Here is a 16,518-nt window from a genome sequence, read left to right as displayed (position 1 = left end):
ACTGTGCTCGTGCTACACTGCGACTCGTTTTCCTATTGATAGATAAAAGAGAGCTTCCATGAAAATCGGCATCATCGGCGCAATGCAACAAGAAGTCGCCATCCTAAAAGATCTTATTGAAGATGTGCAGCAAGTAGAGCAAGCCGGTTGCACGTTTTACAGCGGTCGAATCCAAGGTGTCGAAGTCGTGCTGCTGCAATCTGGGATCGGTAAAGTCGCGGCCGCGTTAGGCACCACTTTACTGCTCAGCCAATACGCACCCGATGTGGTGTTCAACACCGGCTCTGCCGGCGGCTTTGATGCCAGCCTAAATGTGGGTGATGTGGTGATCTCAAGCGAAGTGCGTCATCACGATGCGGATGTGACAGCTTTTGGTTATGAGATGGGCCAAATGGCAGGCCAACCAGCAGCTTTTATCGCTGATCAAGCATTAATCGCCCTCGCCGAGCAAGCACTAGCCAGCTTACCAGCCACTCATGCAGTACGCGGCTTGATCTGTACCGGTGATGCGTTTGTGTGTAGCACCGAGCAACAAAGCGTGATCCGTCAACACTTCCCACAGGTTGTCGCAGTAGAAATGGAAGCATCCGCCATCGCGCAAACCTGCCATCAATTCAAGGTGCCCTTTGTGGTGGTGCGTGCTATCTCTGATGTCGCAGATAAACAATCGCCAATGTCATTTGATGAATTTCTTCCCTTAGCCGCGCAAAGCTCTTCGGCGATGGTGTGCAAAATGATTGAATTGCTCAAATAAGTGAGCCAATAGATGGATAACGGATTTTCCCATCTGTATGCCAATGGTGCGCTGCTCGTCATGTGGGGCGCACTGCTGTTTCACTGGTTACTACCGATCCCTCATGCCGCGCACCCGCTGACTTTGTGGCACAAGTTTGCTCAGTTGTTGGCCAGCAAAGTGAATACTCCGGGCTGCTATCGGCAAACTTTGCTATCCGGCGCTTTAGCTTGGGGGTTAATGATCATCCCCACAATCGCACTGTTATTGGCGCTTAAACCACTGGTCTGGCAGCCGCAGTTGTTTGATTTAGCTCTGCTGCTGATTGCGTTAGATTGGCGACGCCAGCAAACGCTTGCCAATCAACTGGCGCAAGCGTTAGCTATAGACAATAAACCGCAAGCACGCGAGCTGTTACAACCGTTGCTCAATCGACAAACCGCGCCACTTTCAGTGCTTGGACTTGGCAAGGCGGGCGCGGAAACCTTGATCATGGGCTTTGGACGCAACGTGGTGTGTGTGCTGTTTTGGTATGGCCTACTCGGCGGCAGTGGCGCACTGCTGTATCGCTTGATGGCTGAACTGGCGCGAGCATGGTCACCCTCGCGCAGTACATACCAACCTTTTGGCCTCTCTGCGGTGCGGATTTTAGCCGTGCTCGATTGGCTACCACTGCGGCTATTTAGCTTATTGATCATGTTCGGTAAACAAGCGGGATCGATCTACCAAGCAGTGCTGGAACAAAGCCGCAGTTGGCCACTACCCGGCCCGGCTTGGCTATTGTGTGCGGTTAGCAATAAATTGCAACTCTCACTCGGTGGGCCTGCGATGTATGGAGATAAAAAAAGTGTCCGCGCGAAAATTGGTGGGCGGATTGCCCCTGCGGCAATCCATCTAGCGCAAGTACACCATTTGATCGCTTGGCGCATCTTAGTCTGGATCGCATTAGAAAGCCTACTGTTACTGTTCATCTATCGCGGAGTATAAATGCCTGTTATCCAACTGTTCATCGGCGCGTTATGGTTTATCACAACCTGCGCATTCGCCGCACCATTTGTGGCGCAGCGCGTGATTAGCCTTGCCCCACATGCCACGGAAATTGCTTACGCAGCAGGTCTCGGCGATCAATTGGTCGCCGTCAGTGAATACAGTGACTACCCACCCGCTGCACTAAAACTGGATCGTGTTGCTAATCATCAAAGCATCAATATTGAAAAAATCCTTACCCTGAAACCCGATTTGATCATCGCTTGGCCGGCTGGCAACCCACCACGGGAATTGGCCAAACTGCGCCAACTCGGCCTGACGATTTATGACTCGCAAACCAAAACGCTCGCTGAGATTGCCAATAATATTGAAGCGCTGAGCCAATATTCCGCCAACCCACAATTGGGCCAACAAGCAGCACAGCAATTTCGCCAGCGTTTACAGGCGCTGCGCGAGCAATATGCGACTAACCGGCCGGTGCGCTATTTTTATCAGCTCAGTGAAAAACCGATCATCACCCTCGCGCAGGGGCACTGGCCAAGTGAAGTGTTTAGTGTCTGCGGCGGCGAAAATATCTTTGCTGATAGTGGCGCGCCCTACCCGCAAGTGAGCATAGAACAAGTGTTGGTCAAACAACCTGAAGTGATTTTTACCTCGCCCCATGCGCTGAGCGATGATCATATGTGGCAAGCCTGGCGCAACCAATTGAGTGCGGTAAAAAACCAGCAAGTTTGGCCTTTGACCACGGACTGGTTAAATCGCCCTACCCCAAGAAGCTTAGATGCGGTGCAACAAGTGTGTGAGTACCTCAAAATTGCACAAAATCAGTAACGGTAGCCGATAAAATTTCGTAAAATCCGCCGCGATTTCTCTACCTGATACGATATACATAGTGAGACAGCCTTGGATACCTCTCTGCTTTACTTGATTGATATGTTTGGTACCGCGATATTTGCGGTTTCTGGTGTGCTGCTGGCTGGACGCTTGAAAATGGACCCATTTGGCGTAGTGGTACTCGCCAGCGTCACCGCGATTGGGGGGGGCACTATCCGCGATATGGCGCTCGGTGCAACGCCGGTCTTTTGGATCAAAGATACCCTCTATTTATGGGTGATCCTGATCACTTGTGCGCTGACCATGCTATTGGTGCGTCGCCCAAAGAGAGTCGCGTGGTGGATCCTGCCGGTGTGTGATGCAATTGGCTTAGCGGTATTTGTTGGAATTGGCGTGGAAAAAGCGCTGAGCTACCAAAGTTCAGCGCTGATTGCGGTGATCATGGGGGTGATCACTGGCTGTGGCGGCGGCATTATTCGTGATGTCTTGGCGCGAGAAATTCCGATGGTGCTGCGCAGTGAGGTGTACGCCACCGCGTGTATTATCGGTGGCATAGTCCATACCAGCGCACTGAGCATCGGTTGCAGCAGCTCAACCGCGCTGCTCTCTGGGATCTTTACCACGTTACTGATCCGGCTTGGTGCGATTCGCTGGCATCTATCGCTCCCCACTTTTGCCCTATCAAAATAAGCGAGCTTGCCTCGTGCTAAAAGCCAATCATGGATTGCAGCGCGCTGGCGTGCTGCTGCCAAAGTAGCCGAAGCGCCATCAGCATCGACATGGTGATCACCAATGGTCGGATCCAACGCTGACCTTTGCTGATCACCACTTTTGCGCCCAAACGCGCACCAATAAATCCGCCCACTGCCATGGTTAGGCCGATCGGCCAAATCGGTAAGCCTGCGATAATGAAAAAGGTTAGCGCGGCGATATTGGAAGTAAAATTGAGCACCTTAGTGCGTGCAGTGGCTTCAACTAAGCCAAGATGGCCTAATGCGACAAAACACACGGTAAAAATCGCCCCAGTACCTGGGCCAAAAAAACCATCGTAAAAACCGACCCCAAATCCTACCGTAAACGCAAAAGCACTCTCAGATAAGGGGGCTGGGCCTTGGTCGGCTTTGGTCGCGGGAGCGAGTAAGAAATAGAGTGAGATAGCGATCAACAGCCCTGGGATCAAGCTGGTCAATAAAGAGGCATCAATATACTGCACCGCCTCCGCGCCAAGCGCCGCACCGACAAAGGTACAACCAATCGCCAGTCGCATCGTTTTTAAATTCACGATACCTTTACGCACAAAATACAGCGTAGCCGAAAAGCTACCAAACGAACTTTGTAGCTTGTTGGTCGCTAACGCTTGAGTCGGTGGCACTCCTGCCGCCAGCAAGGCCGGTAAGGTCAGCAAACCGCCGCCCCCCGCCATGGCATCAATAAACCCGGCGACGCAAGCCACCATCAGTAATAGGCCTAATATTTCTAGTGAAAGTTCCATTTTTTCCCAAGCGATTCAAAGATAAAGTCCAACAGTAGCACTGCTTACTATCGGAAAACAGACCGGCGCAACGGCATAACCACCACAGCGATTGATCGAGTAAAATTCAACTATAACATCGCTTGAGATAAGCGCGTAAAAAAGCCCGCTGACGAGCGGGCAAAGAGGTTGTCAGAGAGGCTTAAAGCCTCTCTTGTTGTAATACCAATTAAGCTTGGTTCGCTTTTACACGTGCATGCAGCTCTTGTACTGAGGTGACGAAGGCTTTGGCATCCGCGGTATGCGCCATACAAGTGGCAAACGCTGCGTTTAACGTCGTGGTGTAGTTGACTTTGTGTGCCAACGCGCCACGGCGCAGTACTTTTGAGTCTTCAATTGCTTGGCGGCCAGAAGCCGTGTTCACAATGTAGGTGTACTCATGGTTTTTGATGCGATCCAGAATGTGTGGACGACCTTCATGCACTTTGTTGACCAGACGTGGGTTGATGCCCGCTTCGCCCAGAATCACCGCCGTACCGTGAGTCGCATCCAACTGGTAACCGAGTTTCACTAGCTTAGAAGCCAGATCGACCACACGCTGTTTGTCGCCTTCACGTACCGACAGTAGCGCACGACCACCTTCTGGATACACCGAGCCACTGCCCAATTCTGCTTTAGCGTAGGCTTCAGCAAACGTGGCACCCACACCCATGACTTCACCGGTTGAGCGCATTTCAGGGCCAAGCAATGGATCTACGCCTGGGAACTTGTTGAACGGTAGAACCACTTCTTTGACTGAGTAGTAAGGTGGAATGATCTCTTTAGTGAAGCCTTGTTGCTCCAGAGTTTGTCCAACCATGACTCGCGCCGCGATTTTCGCCAATGGTGCGCCAGTCGCTTTAGAAACAAACGGTACAGTCCGCGCAGCGCGTGGGTTGACTTCAATCAGGTAAACTTCGTTGTCTTTGACCGCAAACTGAATGTTCATCAGGCCACGTACGCCCAATTCAAATGCCAGTTTCTCAACTTGCTCACGCATCTTGTCTTGGATTTCTTGGCTCAGCGTATAAGCGGGCAGTGAACAGGCAGAGTCACCAGAGTGAACACCCGCTTGCTCAATATGTTCCATGATGCCGCCAATCACAACGCGTTCACCATCACAAATTGCATCAACATCGACTTCGGTCGCATCATCAAGGAAGCGATCCAGCAAGACTGGTGATTCATTCGATACGCTGACCGCTTCATTGAAGTAACGACGCAGATCTTGCTCATCGTAGACAATTTCCATTGCACGACCGCCCAGTACATAAGATGGACGAACCACGAGTGGGAAACCGATTTCACGCGATTTTTCAATCGCTTGCTCAATCGCTGTCACGGTGGCGTTTTCAGGCTGTTTGAGGCCTAAACGTTGTACCGCTTGCTGGAAGCGTTCACGGTCTTCCGCGCGGTCAATCGCATCAGGGCTAGTACCAATCACTGGTACACCGGCAGCTTCTAGCGCACGGGCTAGCTTGAGCGGCGTTTGACCACCGTACTGTACAATCACCCCTTTTGGCTTCTCAACGCGCACAATAGCCAGCACATCTTCCAAAGTGATTGGCTCAAAGTAGAGACGATCTGAAGTGTCATAGTCGGTTGATACGGTTTCTGGGTTACAGTTAACCATGATGGTTTCGTAACCATCTTCACGCAAAGCCAGCGCCGCGTGTACACAACAGTAGTCAAATTCGATGCCTTGGCCGATACGGTTTGGGCCACCGCCGATCACCATGATCTTATCTTTATCAGTTGGATTCGCTTCACACTCTTCATCATAAGTGGAGTACATGTAAGCGGTATCGGACTTAAACTCTGCCGCACAGGTATCCACACGCTTATAAACCGGATGGATATTGTATTGGTCGCGCAGACGGCGGATTTCGCCTTCACCCACTCCGAGCAGTTTTGACAAACGCGCATCGGAGAAGCCTTTACGTTTCACCTTACGCAGAACGTCTTGATTCAAACCTGCAAAACCACCGGCTTTAACTTGCGCTTCGATATTGACCAGCTCTTCGATTTGCACCAAGAACCAGCGATCAATATTGGTCAGGTTAAACACACCGTCAACTGACATACCAGCACGGAAGGCATCAGCGATATACCAAATACGCTCAGCGCCGGCTTCTTTTAGTTCATAGCGGATTTTGGTCAGCGCATCTGGCGCGTCCAGATCCACTTTTTCATCCAGACCTGCTGCGCCCACTTCTAAGCCACGCAGGGCTTTTTGCAGCGATTCTTGTTGGTTACGACCAATCGCCATCACTTCACCAACCGACTTCATTTGCGTAGTCAGGCGGTCATTGGCACCGGCGAATTTTTCGAAGTTGAAACGAGGGATCTTAGTCACCACGTAGTCGATGGTCGGCTCGAACGAGGCTGGAGTTGCACCGCCAGTGATGTCGTTCATCAACTCATCTAGCGTAAAGCCCACTGCCAATTTGGCGGCTACTTTCGCAATCGGGAAGCCCGTGGCTTTAGAAGCTAGTGCTGATGAGCGAGATACGCGTGGGTTCATCTCGATGATCACCATACGACCATCTTTCGGATTGATACCGAACTGAACGTTAGAGCCACCGGTTTCTACGCCGATTTCACGCAGTACCGCCAGCGATGCGTTACGCATCAGTTGGTACTCTTTATCGGTCAGAGTTTGTGCTGGCGCCACCGTGATCGAGTCACCGGTGTGGATACCCATTGGGTCAAAGTTTTCAATCGCACAGACGATGATGCAGTTGTCGTTTTTATCACGCACCACTTCCATCTCGTACTCTTTCCAACCGATCAGCGATTCGTCGATCAGCAGTTCATTGGTCGGAGAAAGATCCAGACCACGTTCACAGATCTCTTCAAACTCTTCGCGGTTGTATGCGATACCGCCACCACTCCCCCCCATAGTAAAGGAAGGGCGGATAATACATGGGAAGCCAACCATATCGAGGACTTTATACGCTTCTTCCATGCTTTTCGCGGTATCAGCACGTGGGCACTCAAGGCCGATCGATTTCATCGCCTTATCAAAGCGTGAACGATCTTCTGCTTTATCAATCGCATCGGCTGTCGCGCCGATCATTTCCACACCAAACTCAGCCAGTACACCATGCTTTTCCAGCGCCAATGCACAGTTGAGTGCCGTCTGGCCGCCCATGGTTGGCAAAATAGCATCAGGACGCTCTTTTTCGATGATGTTACGCACCACTTCCCACTGGATTGGCTCGATGTAAGTTGCATCGGCCATCTCTGGGTCAGTCATGATGGTTGCTGGGTTTGAGTTAACCAGAATAACGCGGTAGCCCTCTTCACGTAGCGCTTTACATGCTTGGGCACCTGAGTAGTCAAACTCACAAGCTTGACCGATAACAATTGGACCCGCACCAAGGATAAGGATGCTCTGAATGTCAGTACGTTTTGGCATTATCTACTACTCCAAATTAAGCGCGGTATTGTTTAATCAGTTCAATAAAATGGTCGAACAGCGGTGCGGCATCGTGCGGGCCAGGGCTTGCTTCTGGGTGACCTTGGAAGCTAAAAGCTGGCTTGTCAGTACGATGAATACCTTGTAATGAACCATCAAACAGCGATTTGTGAGTGGCACGCAAGTTAGCGGGTAGTGTCGCTTCATCAGCAGCAAAACCGTGGTTTTGCGAAGTGATCATCACCACGCCACGATCCAAATCTTTTACTGGGTGGTTAGCACCGTGATGACCGAACTTCATTTTTACCGTTTGCGCACCCGAAGCAAGGGCCAAAATTTGATGGCCTAGGCAGATACCAAACACTGGGATATTTTTCTCAAGGAAAACTTGAGTCGCTTCAATCGCATAAGTACATGGCGCAGGGTCGCCAGGGCCATTAGATAGGAAGACACCATCTGGATTGAGGGCTAATACTTCTTCTGCCGAGGTTTCGGCGGGTACCACAGTTAAACGACAACCACGGTCAACCAACATACGTAGAATATTGCGCTTGGCACCAAAATCATATGCCACGACATGGTAAGGCAATTCGCTGTCAACTTTAGCTTCTGGCAGGCCGCCTTCTAGCGTCCATGATCCTTGTTGCCATGAGTAGGCTTCTTTAGTCGAAACCACTTTAGCCAGATCCATACCTTTAAGACCCGGGAACTCTTTAGCTTTGGCAAGCGCTAATGCTTGATCCAGATTATCGCCCGCCATGATGCAGCCATTTTGTGCACCTTTCTCACGTAAAATGCGGGTTAGCTTACGAGTATCAATGTCTGCAATACCGACAATATTTTGCGATTTTAGATAGTCAGAGAGTGATTGTTCACTACGGAAGTTAGAAGCAATAAGAGGGAGGTCACGGATCACAAGGCCTTGGGCATGAATCGCGGTCGATTCTTCGTCTTCGGAGTTGGTTCCGGTATTGCCAATGTGAGGATAAGTAAGAGTAACAATTTGCTGAGAATAGGAAGGATCAGTGAGGATTTCTTGGTACCCCGTCATCGAGGTATTGAAAACAACTTCACCAACGGAAATACCATCTGCTCCGATGGAGACTCCGTGGAACACCGTCCCATCTTCTAGGACTAATAGTGCTGATTTACTCAAGACAACCTCCAGAATAAAAATGCATAAAAAATAAATTATTTTTCAAACCCACCCTCGTACTAGCCACTAAACTATGCATTAGGGTGCCATAGGCAAATTGGCGATATTCTAGAGATCTAAATCTAATCTGTCAATATAACCCTAAAAACTTAACTTATTTTTACAGCAGTTAGATTCAATTACAGTTCAAAAGCATCAAAAAAACACATTTACCCAGTCAATTAACCTTGCCAATCTCCCCATCGACCTGAATCAAGATTTTCCAATTTGAAATTATTGACAAAAAAACAACCAACCACAAAGCAAACGTTCACCACCAAGTTTTACGCACAAAAAACACCAGTAAAGCAAGAAAACCAAGCAAAACCAGCAAAAACACCAGCAAAGTTGCTTGCAAAAACCATTACATAGCCAAGAAGAGTTTGTTGCGATTTTGGATGATAAAAAAAACGCCAGCAAATCGCTGGCGCATAATTATGTATTTACAATTCATTCAAACCTAGCACATCCGTCATCGAATACAACCCAGCCGGCTGCTGCGCCAGCCAAATAGCGGCTTTGACCGCACCATTAGCAAAGGTCATCCGATCGGTCGCTTTATGGCTGATCTCGACTCGCTCACCAATATCAGCAAACATCGCGGTGTGCTCACCAATAATGTCGCCAGCCCGAATGGTTGCAAAGCCGATTTCATGGCGTGAACGCTCGCCAGTGATCCCTTCACGCGCATACACCGCAACATCACTCAATTGGTTACCCATCGCATGTGCAATCGCCTCACCCATACCGATCGCGGTACCCGAAGGGGCATCCACTTTATGGCGATGATGCGCTTCAATGATCTCAATATCGCAATAATCCCCCATCACTTGCGCGGCTTTCTCCAATAGCTTGAACACCAAGTTAACCCCAACACTGTAATTAGGTGCCATCACAATTGGGATCTGTTTGGCCGCTTGAGCAATGGTCGCGCGCTGTAAATCAGAAAAACCAGTCGTACCAATCACCAGCTTTTTACCATACTGCTCACACAACGCTAAATTCGCTAAGGTGCTGGCTGGAGCCGTGAAATCAATAATCACATCAAACTGCTCAACCGCTTGCTCAAGGTTATCAACCAGCACTATGCTTTGTTTACCAATCCCACACAGTTCACCAATATCGACACCAACCAATGAGGACTCAGGACGCTCTGAGCCAGTGCCCAATTCACACAGCGAATTCTGGTGAGTTGCTTTTACCAGATTACGTCCCATACGCCCTGCGGCACCCGCTATCGCAATTCTAACCATCTTGCTGTCTCCATTCTCCACTGCCTGCGCAGTTGCAATTTGTTGCGCTAAACTACCAACTATCGTCGCCGGTGACTAGTCTGCGGCGAAACTCAAACGAGCAAAAATCAATTTAAGCAAACTCTACCATTACCCGCTCAACAATCGGTTGATTGGCTTCGGGAAAGTCATAGTCAACTAAATCCGCTACCTTGACCCAACGCCCTTGTTGACCTTCACGTCCGTAAGGTTGCTGTGCAAAAGCGCTGACTAACATAAAATCAAAGCACAGTGCTTTGTCTGGGTAGTCATAATCAAAATGCTGAAAAGGGCGCTGCTCGGTAACCACAATCCCAATCTCCTCTGCTAACTCGCGCACCATAGCTTGCTCGACACTCTCGCCGGCTTCAACTTTACCACCGGGGAACTCCCAATATCCGCCTTTATGCAGATGATCAGGACGTTTGGTAATATAAATTTGGTTCTGCTCTGGGTTAAAAATGATCCCTGCAACGATATGGACACGTTTCAAACTATAGCTCCGGTTTAATCTAGCAAACTGAAAATAATCGAGGTCAAGCCGCCTCACTGGTCAATCACATTCTGTGCTAAGCATCATTCGCTGGTCAACACGCTTGAGCACTAAAGCCCAGTTGCAAAAAGAGCCGCCACAGCGACTCTTTTATTTTACTAACCAACAATCGGTTTAATTAATTTGCCCGTGGCACTGTTTGTATTTTTTGCCACTGCCACATGGACACGCTTCGTTGCGACCAACTTTGCGCTCATCACGCACCATAGGCTGGTTCGAACCCTGCTCTTGTGGTTCATCTTCAGGATTAGCATGCTGGGCTTGCGCATGACGCGCCGCTTCTGCCGCTTGAGCTTGGCGTTGAGCTTCTATGCGTTCAACTTCTTCTTGCTGCTGCACGCGCACTTTTGACAGCACCGTGATCACATCCGATTTCAGGGATTCAAGCAACTCTTCAAACAGCTCAAACGACTCACGTTTGTACTCTTGTTTTGGGTTTTTCTGTGCATAACCACGTAAATGAATACCTTGACGCAAATGATCCATCGCCGCCAAATGCTCTTTCCACAAAGTATCGAGCGTTTGTAGCATTACCGATTTTTCAAAGTTACGCATCACCGCCGGACTCACCGCTTGCTCTTTGGCTTGATACACTTCAACCGCTTGCTCGATAATGCGTTCACGCAACGCTTCTTCATACAGTTTGTTGTCAGCATCCAACCAAGATTGGATTGGCAGCAGCAGATCGAAGTCATTTTTCAGCCGCTCTTGCAAGCCGTCGATGTCCCACATATCTTCCAGAGATTGTGGCGGAATGTATTCATCGATCACTGTGTTGAGTACATCTTCACGGTTTTGCGCAATCATATCGCTGATATCATCAGCGCTCATCAGCTCATCACGCAGCTCATAAACCACTTTACGCTGGTCGTTCGCCACATCATCGTATTCCAGCAATTGTTTGCGAATATCGAAGTTGCGACCTTCCACTTTACGTTGCGCTTTTTCAATCGAACGCGACAACATTTTCGACTCAATCGCTTCGCCTTCATCCATACCGCTTTGGATCAATGCTGCCATACGGTCAGAGGTGAAAATACGCAGTAAAGTATCTTCCATTGAGAGATAGAAACGCGAAGAGCCCGCATCACCTTGACGGCCAGAACGACCGCGCAACTGATTATCGATCCGACGCGACTCATGACGCTCGGTACCAATGATGTGCAAACCGCCCGCTTGCAGAACTTGATCATGTATCGGTTTCCAATCCGCTTTGATCTGCTGGATCTGCTCTTGGCTTGGGTTGTCTAGTTTTTCCACTTTCGCTTGCCAGCTACCACCCAATACAATATCGGTACCCCGACCAGCCATGTTGGTAGCGATGGTTACTGCTCCAGGCATACCGGCTTGAGCAACAATTTCCGCTTCTTTTTCATGGAACTTAGCGTTGAGTACATTGTGCTTAATGCCGGCTTTTTGTAGCGCGTTAGACAGCAGCTCCGACTTTTCAATCGAAACCGTACCGACCAATACAGGTTGGCCTTGTTTGACCCGCAGTTTGATATCTTCAATGATCGCGGCAAACTTCTCGGCTTCCGAGCGGTACACCACATCCGGCATATCATTACGTACCATAGGTTTGTTGGTGGGGATCACCACTGTTTCCAAACCATAGATTTGTTGGAATTCAAACGCTTCGGTATCGGCGGTTCCGGTCATACCGGAGAGTTTTTCGTACAGACGGAAGTAGTTTTGGAAGGTGATCGAAGCCAAGGTTTGGTTTTCGTTCTGGATTTTCACCGCTTCTTTCGCTTCCACCGCTTGGTGCAAGCCATCGGACCAACGACGCCCTGGCATAGTACGACCGGTGTGCTCATCAACGATCACCACTTCACCATCCGGGGTTACGATGTAATCGACGTTCTTTTCAAACAAAACGTGGGCACGCAGCGCGGCGTTGACATGATGCAACAAGCTAATGTTGGCTGGCGAATACAGCGTATCGCCCTCAAGCATCATACCGTTTTTCACCAACAGCTCTTCGACAAACTCTTGGCCCGTTTCGGTTAGATGTACCTGCTTAGATTTTTCATCCACCGTAAAGTGACCGTCACCACGGTACTCTTCGGAGTCTTCTTGATCTTGTTTTTGTAGCAGTGGGATCAGCTTATTGATACGGATATACAGATCCGAGCTGTCTTCTGCTGGACCGGAAATGATCAACGGTGTACGCGCTTCGTCGATTAAGATCGAGTCCACTTCATCGACCACGGCGAAGAAACGGGCGCGTTGCACGCGATCCTCTGGGCGGAACGCCATGTTATCGCGCAGATAGTCAAAACCAAATTCATTGTTGGTGCCATAAAGAATATCCGCTTGATAAGCTTCTTTTTTAGCTGGCTGCGGCATATTCGGAATGTTGATGCCAACCGTCATACCTAAAAATTCAAACAGTGCACGGTTAGTTTCCGCATCGCGTTTCGCTAAGTAGTCATTCACGGTAACAATGTGAACACCCTTGCCTGGTAGCGCATTGAGGTAGGCCGCCAAAGTGGCGGTTAAGGTTTTCCCTTCACCAGTACGCATTTCAGCGATTTGACCACCATCAAGTACCATACCGCCAATCAACTGCACATCGAAATGACGCATACCAAATACCCGCTTGGATGCTTCACGTACGGTGGCAAAGGCCTCTGGTAACAGTTGGTCTAGATTTTCACCCTGTTCAAGACGTTGACGAAATTCGACTGTTTTGGCTTTGAGCTCTTCATCGGAGAGCGCTTCAAAGGCAGGCTCGAAGTTATTAATCTGTTTTACAATCTTGCGTAAACGGCGCAGTGTGCGGTCATTGCGACTGCCAATCACCTTTGTCAGTAGCTTAGTTATCATTTGTTATGGATCTCTCTGTGCTAAATCGCTGTCTATCGACCTTGGAATGGGTTTAGTCTCTACCTATTTTCAACTAAGGATACTGAGATAAATCATTACTGTGAGATATTGTGATGACGGCGTTTATTTTCAAGGCACGCGGTTAATTAAGTGCTGCCTAGTGTAAGGAATTTTTGTCTTAACAACCAAGTTTCTCGATGATTTGTTGAATAGCAGCTTGCGGTTTTGTGCACTAAGCCCAATGTTGATAAGGTTACGAGGCGATTTTACTCAAGCCAGTACCAGCAAAGATGTACGTTTCGGTACGTCAAGAAGCGCGCTAGAATAGCCACTACCCAAATCAAAGGAGAGTCCGATGCGTGATCATCGCCCTACCGCTACCGATGAGTTGATTCAGGCATCCAAACTCAAACAAATCCAAGATCATGCGAAAGCTATTTTGCTGATTAATCGCCAATTACAAGAAATCCTACCAAAAGGCTTAAAAAGCCAAGTGCGCGCCGCCAATGTGCGCGGCGGTAATCTAGTATTAGAAGCCGCGAGTGCCGCGATTAAGATGAAAGTGGATTACGAGCGTTTGCATTTACTCTCGCAGCTTAGGCAAAACGGATTTGGTCATTTGATCACAATTGAAATACGAGTCAACCCAGATCTATATCGGCAAACCTTAGCCAATACCAATGCGGCCCCAATAGCCGAGCCTCGGCGACAATTATCCGAACATACAGCGCACGTGCTGCTGGCGATTGCGGATCACGCTTCTGATAAGGTAAAGAAACGCCTGCAGAGCTTAGCGCAGTTAGCACAGACTAAAAACCAGTAAAGCTCGATCTTTTGCGGCTTCAAGTTTTGCTTTGCCGAGAAACAATAAAGCCAGACTTGAAGTCTGGCTTTATTAGCAATTCTATTACGACGCTTTTATTGCGAAGTAATGCTTGATGACGCGCTTAGGCAATAACCATATTGGGCTCTGCAAACGCAACCGGTGAACCCGCTTGCTCTTCGAACGTTGCCCACTCCCAAGCTTCTTGGTCAGCTAATACGGCACGTAGCAGTTGGTTGTTCAAACCGTGGCCTGATTTATAAGCACGGAATTCGCCGACAATCGCATGACCCGCCATGTACAGATCGCCAATCGCATCCAGTACTTTATGCGTGACAAACTCATTGTCGAAACGTAAGCCTTCATCGTTCAGGATCCGGTAATCATCCAACACGATCGCACAATCAAAACTACCGCCTAAACAGAGATTTTGTGATTGTAGATACTCGATATCACGCATGAAACCGAACGTCCGCGCACGGGAAATTTCTTTCACAAAACCCTGCGAAGAGAAATCAAACACAAGGCGTTGATCATCACCATCAATCGCAGGGTGATTGAATTCAATTTCGAAATCCATACGGAATCCATTGAAAGGCAAAAATTCCGCCCACTTATCACCGTCTTCAATACGTACAGGTTTCTTAATGCGAATAAAGCGTTTAGCGGCATTCAGTGTTTCAATACCGGCTTGTTGCAACAGATAAACAAACGGGCTAGCACTGCCATCCATAATAGGAATTTCAGGCGCATCGACTTCGATAATCGCGTTATCGATGCCCATGCCAGCCAGTGCAGCATTGAGGTGCTCAACCGTAGAGATGCGTACACCATGGTCATTGACCAGAGCAGTACACAGCATGGTATCGCGCACTGAAGCTGGATCAGCAGGAAAATCAACCGGTGGGTTGAGATCAGTACGGCGATAAACGATTCCGGTATTGGCAGCAGCTGGGCGAAGAGTTAGCGTAACTTTACGACCAGAGTGTAAGCCCACCCCAGTTGTTTTCACTATTTCTTTGAGAGTACGTTGTCTGATCATCTCGTTGCCTCGAATTTATTAGCCATAATGCACGGCCGGCACAACACCGACCGTCATCCTACCAGAATTTTGAACACTGTCAAATTATGCTGTTATTTTAGTCAGCCTGGCGTCTTAGGAACGCAGGGATATCAAGATATCCACTCTCTTTTTCCTGCTTTGGCGCCACACTTTGACTGGCTGAAGCGTGGGATGGCACTGCGACTGATTGAGCTTTGATTTCCACTCGTTCATGCACAGAAGCAACCACTTTTTCTTCAACACGAGTAGTGTTCGGTGCTGATACAGCAGCCACTTTGGCTTTACCACCAGCGACTAAGGTAATGTCTGGTTTTTTCTCATTACCAATACCAGTTGCAACTACGGTGACGCGGATTTCGTCTTGCATATCTGGATCTAACGAAGTACCGATCACCACAGTGGCATTGTCCGATGCAAAAGCTTTTACGGTATTACCAACCGTTTCAAACTCATCCAATCGCATATCTAAGCCTGCAGTAATGTTAACTAACACACCACGAGCGCCAGCCAGATCGATATCTTCTAGCAGCGGGCTAGAAATTGCCATTTCAGCCGCTTCTTCGGCGCGATCATCACCGCGCGCAACACCGCTGCCCATCATCGCGTGACCCATTTCCGACATCACAGTACGTACATCAGCAAAGTCGACGTTAATCATGCCTGGGCGAGTAATCAATTCCGCAATACCTTGCACGGCATTTTTCAATACGTTATTTGCACTAGCAAAAGCTTCCAGTAACGTAATACCGCGACCCAAGACTTTGAGTAGCTTTTCATTAGGAATCGTGATCAAAGAATCAACGTGCTTAGACAGCTCTTCAATCCCTTGTTCAGCAAAGGCCAAACGTTTTTTACCTTCAAAGCTAAAAGGCTTGGTGACCACCGCAACGGTTAAAATCCCCAACTCTTTAGCCACTTCAGCAATCACGGGAGCGGCACCAGTACCAGTACCACCACCCATACCCGCTGCGATAAACACCATATCGGCACCGGTGAGAAATTCTTTAATCCGCTCTTTATCTTCCAGAGCGGCATCACGTCCCACTTGTGGATTGGCACCAGCGCCAAGACCTTTGGTGATATTGCCACCAATTTGAATCACCGTACTCACACTGGTTTTACGTAACGCTTGTGCATCAGTATTGATGCTCATGAATTCCACACCTTCGATGGATTCACGCACCATGTGTTCAACCGCGTTACCGCCGCCACCACCTACTCCAACGACCTTAATTACCGCATCGTCAGACATTTCCATCATCGGTTCAAACATGTGTTATCTCCGTTTTTCCTGTCTCT

Annotated in this window: 13 protein-coding genes; 5 read left to right on the top strand and 8 right to left on the bottom strand. The window is 48.9% G+C overall.

Going from position 1 to position 16,518, the window contains the following annotated elements; genetic code table 11:
* Positions 1-58 precede the first annotated feature (58 nt).
* The 4 genes from mtnN (at position 59) to G7083_RS08680 (ending at position 3,244) form a co-directional block, all read left to right on the top strand.
* Positions 59-754 carry a 5'-methylthioadenosine/S-adenosylhomocysteine nucleosidase gene (gene mtnN, locus G7083_RS08695; RefSeq protein ID WP_166014414.1) on the top strand — a complete coding sequence of 232 codons (696 nt, stop codon included), beginning with the start codon at positions 59-61 and terminating at the stop codon, positions 752-754.
* Positions 755-766: 12 nt separating this feature from the next.
* Positions 767-1,720 carry a cobalamin biosynthesis family protein gene (locus tag G7083_RS08690; protein WP_166014413.1) on the top strand — a complete coding sequence of 318 codons (954 nt, stop codon included), beginning with the start codon at positions 767-769 and terminating at the stop codon, positions 1,718-1,720.
* Positions 1,721-2,551 carry a vitamin B12 ABC transporter substrate-binding protein BtuF gene (btuF, locus tag G7083_RS08685; protein ID WP_166014412.1) on the top strand — a complete coding sequence of 277 codons (831 nt, stop codon included), beginning with the start codon at positions 1,721-1,723 and terminating at the stop codon, positions 2,549-2,551.
* Positions 2,552-2,623: 72 nt separating this feature from the next.
* Positions 2,624-3,244: a TRIC cation channel family protein gene (locus tag G7083_RS08680; RefSeq protein WP_166014411.1), complete on the top strand. Its 621-nt coding sequence runs from the start codon at positions 2,624-2,626 to the stop codon at positions 3,242-3,244.
* A gap of 16 nt (positions 3,245-3,260) precedes the next feature.
* On the opposite strand, the gene G7083_RS08675 is transcribed toward G7083_RS08680, so the two are convergent.
* From G7083_RS08675 to secA, 6 genes are all read right to left on the bottom strand, one after another.
* The gene (locus tag G7083_RS08675; RefSeq protein WP_166014410.1) at positions 3,261-4,046 is read right to left on the bottom strand and encodes a TSUP family transporter; all 786 of its coding nucleotides are present in this window, start codon (positions 4,044-4,046) and stop codon (positions 3,261-3,263) included.
* Between the two features lie 208 nt (positions 4,047-4,254).
* Entirely contained in the window at positions 4,255-7,485 is a 3,231-nt protein-coding gene (gene carB / locus G7083_RS08670) for a carbamoyl-phosphate synthase large subunit (protein ID WP_166014409.1), read from the bottom strand.
* A 16-nt stretch (positions 7,486-7,501) separates the two neighbouring features.
* Positions 7,502-8,641 carry a glutamine-hydrolyzing carbamoyl-phosphate synthase small subunit gene (gene carA, locus G7083_RS08665; RefSeq protein WP_166014408.1) on the bottom strand — a complete coding sequence of 380 codons (1,140 nt, stop codon included), beginning with the start codon at positions 8,639-8,641 and terminating at the stop codon, positions 7,502-7,504.
* Between the two features lie 482 nt (positions 8,642-9,123).
* A complete protein-coding gene (dapB, locus tag G7083_RS08660) occupies positions 9,124-9,933 on the bottom strand; it encodes a 4-hydroxy-tetrahydrodipicolinate reductase (protein ID WP_166014407.1) in 810 nt (269 codons plus the stop codon).
* A 112-nt stretch (positions 9,934-10,045) separates the two neighbouring features.
* Positions 10,046-10,444: an 8-oxo-dGTP diphosphatase MutT gene (mutT, locus tag G7083_RS08655; protein WP_166014406.1), complete on the bottom strand. Its 399-nt coding sequence runs from the start codon at positions 10,442-10,444 to the stop codon at positions 10,046-10,048.
* A gap of 174 nt (positions 10,445-10,618) precedes the next feature.
* Positions 10,619-13,333: a preprotein translocase subunit SecA gene (gene secA, locus G7083_RS08650; RefSeq protein WP_166014405.1), complete on the bottom strand. Its 2,715-nt coding sequence runs from the start codon at positions 13,331-13,333 to the stop codon at positions 10,619-10,621.
* Between the two features lie 355 nt (positions 13,334-13,688).
* Between secA and G7083_RS08645 the strand changes: the two genes are divergently transcribed.
* Entirely contained in the window at positions 13,689-14,156 is a 468-nt protein-coding gene (locus G7083_RS08645; protein WP_166014404.1) for a DUF721 domain-containing protein, read from the top strand.
* A 124-nt stretch (positions 14,157-14,280) separates the two neighbouring features.
* On the opposite strand, the gene lpxC is transcribed toward G7083_RS08645, so the two are convergent.
* Together lpxC and ftsZ are read right to left on the bottom strand one after the other, a co-directional pair.
* Positions 14,281-15,198, bottom strand: a complete 918-nt coding sequence (lpxC, locus tag G7083_RS08640) for a UDP-3-O-acyl-N-acetylglucosamine deacetylase (protein ID WP_166014403.1) — start codon at positions 15,196-15,198, stop codon at positions 14,281-14,283.
* A 97-nt stretch (positions 15,199-15,295) separates the two neighbouring features.
* A complete protein-coding gene (gene ftsZ / locus G7083_RS08635; protein WP_166014402.1) occupies positions 15,296-16,492 on the bottom strand; it encodes a cell division protein FtsZ in 1,197 nt (398 codons plus the stop codon).
* Positions 16,493-16,518 lie beyond the last annotated feature (26 nt).

It is taken from the genome of Vibrio sp. HDW18, assembly GCF_011306175.1.
GTDB lineage: Bacteria > Pseudomonadota > Gammaproteobacteria > Enterobacterales > Vibrionaceae > Vibrio > Vibrio chanodichtyis.
Note: the sequence above shows the minus strand (reverse complement) of the source record. Positions and strands in the feature narration are given on the sequence as shown.

Coding starts and splice junctions, on each gene's coding strand:
- G7083_RS08645 (WP_166014404.1), top strand. CDS start 13,689: ATGCGTGATCATCGCCCTACCGCTACCGATGAGTTGATTCAGGCATCC.
- lpxC (WP_166014403.1), bottom strand. CDS start 15,198: ATGATCAGACAACGTACTCTCAAAGAAATAGTGAAAACAACTGGGGTG.
- mtnN (WP_166014414.1), top strand. CDS start 59: ATGAAAATCGGCATCATCGGCGCAATGCAACAAGAAGTCGCCATCCTA.
- dapB (WP_166014407.1), bottom strand. CDS start 9,933: ATGGTTAGAATTGCGATAGCGGGTGCCGCAGGGCGTATGGGACGTAAT.
- carB (WP_166014409.1), bottom strand. CDS start 7,485: ATGCCAAAACGTACTGACATTCAGAGCATCCTTATCCTTGGTGCGGGT.
- ftsZ (WP_166014402.1), bottom strand. CDS start 16,492: ATGTTTGAACCGATGATGGAAATGTCTGACGATGCGGTAATTAAGGTC.
- G7083_RS08675 (WP_166014410.1), bottom strand. CDS start 4,046: ATGGAACTTTCACTAGAAATATTAGGCCTATTACTGATGGTGGCTTGC.
- G7083_RS08690 (WP_166014413.1), top strand. CDS start 767: ATGGATAACGGATTTTCCCATCTGTATGCCAATGGTGCGCTGCTCGTC.
- secA (WP_166014405.1), bottom strand. CDS start 13,333: ATGATAACTAAGCTACTGACAAAGGTGATTGGCAGTCGCAATGACCGC.
- btuF (WP_166014412.1), top strand. CDS start 1,721: ATGCCTGTTATCCAACTGTTCATCGGCGCGTTATGGTTTATCACAACC.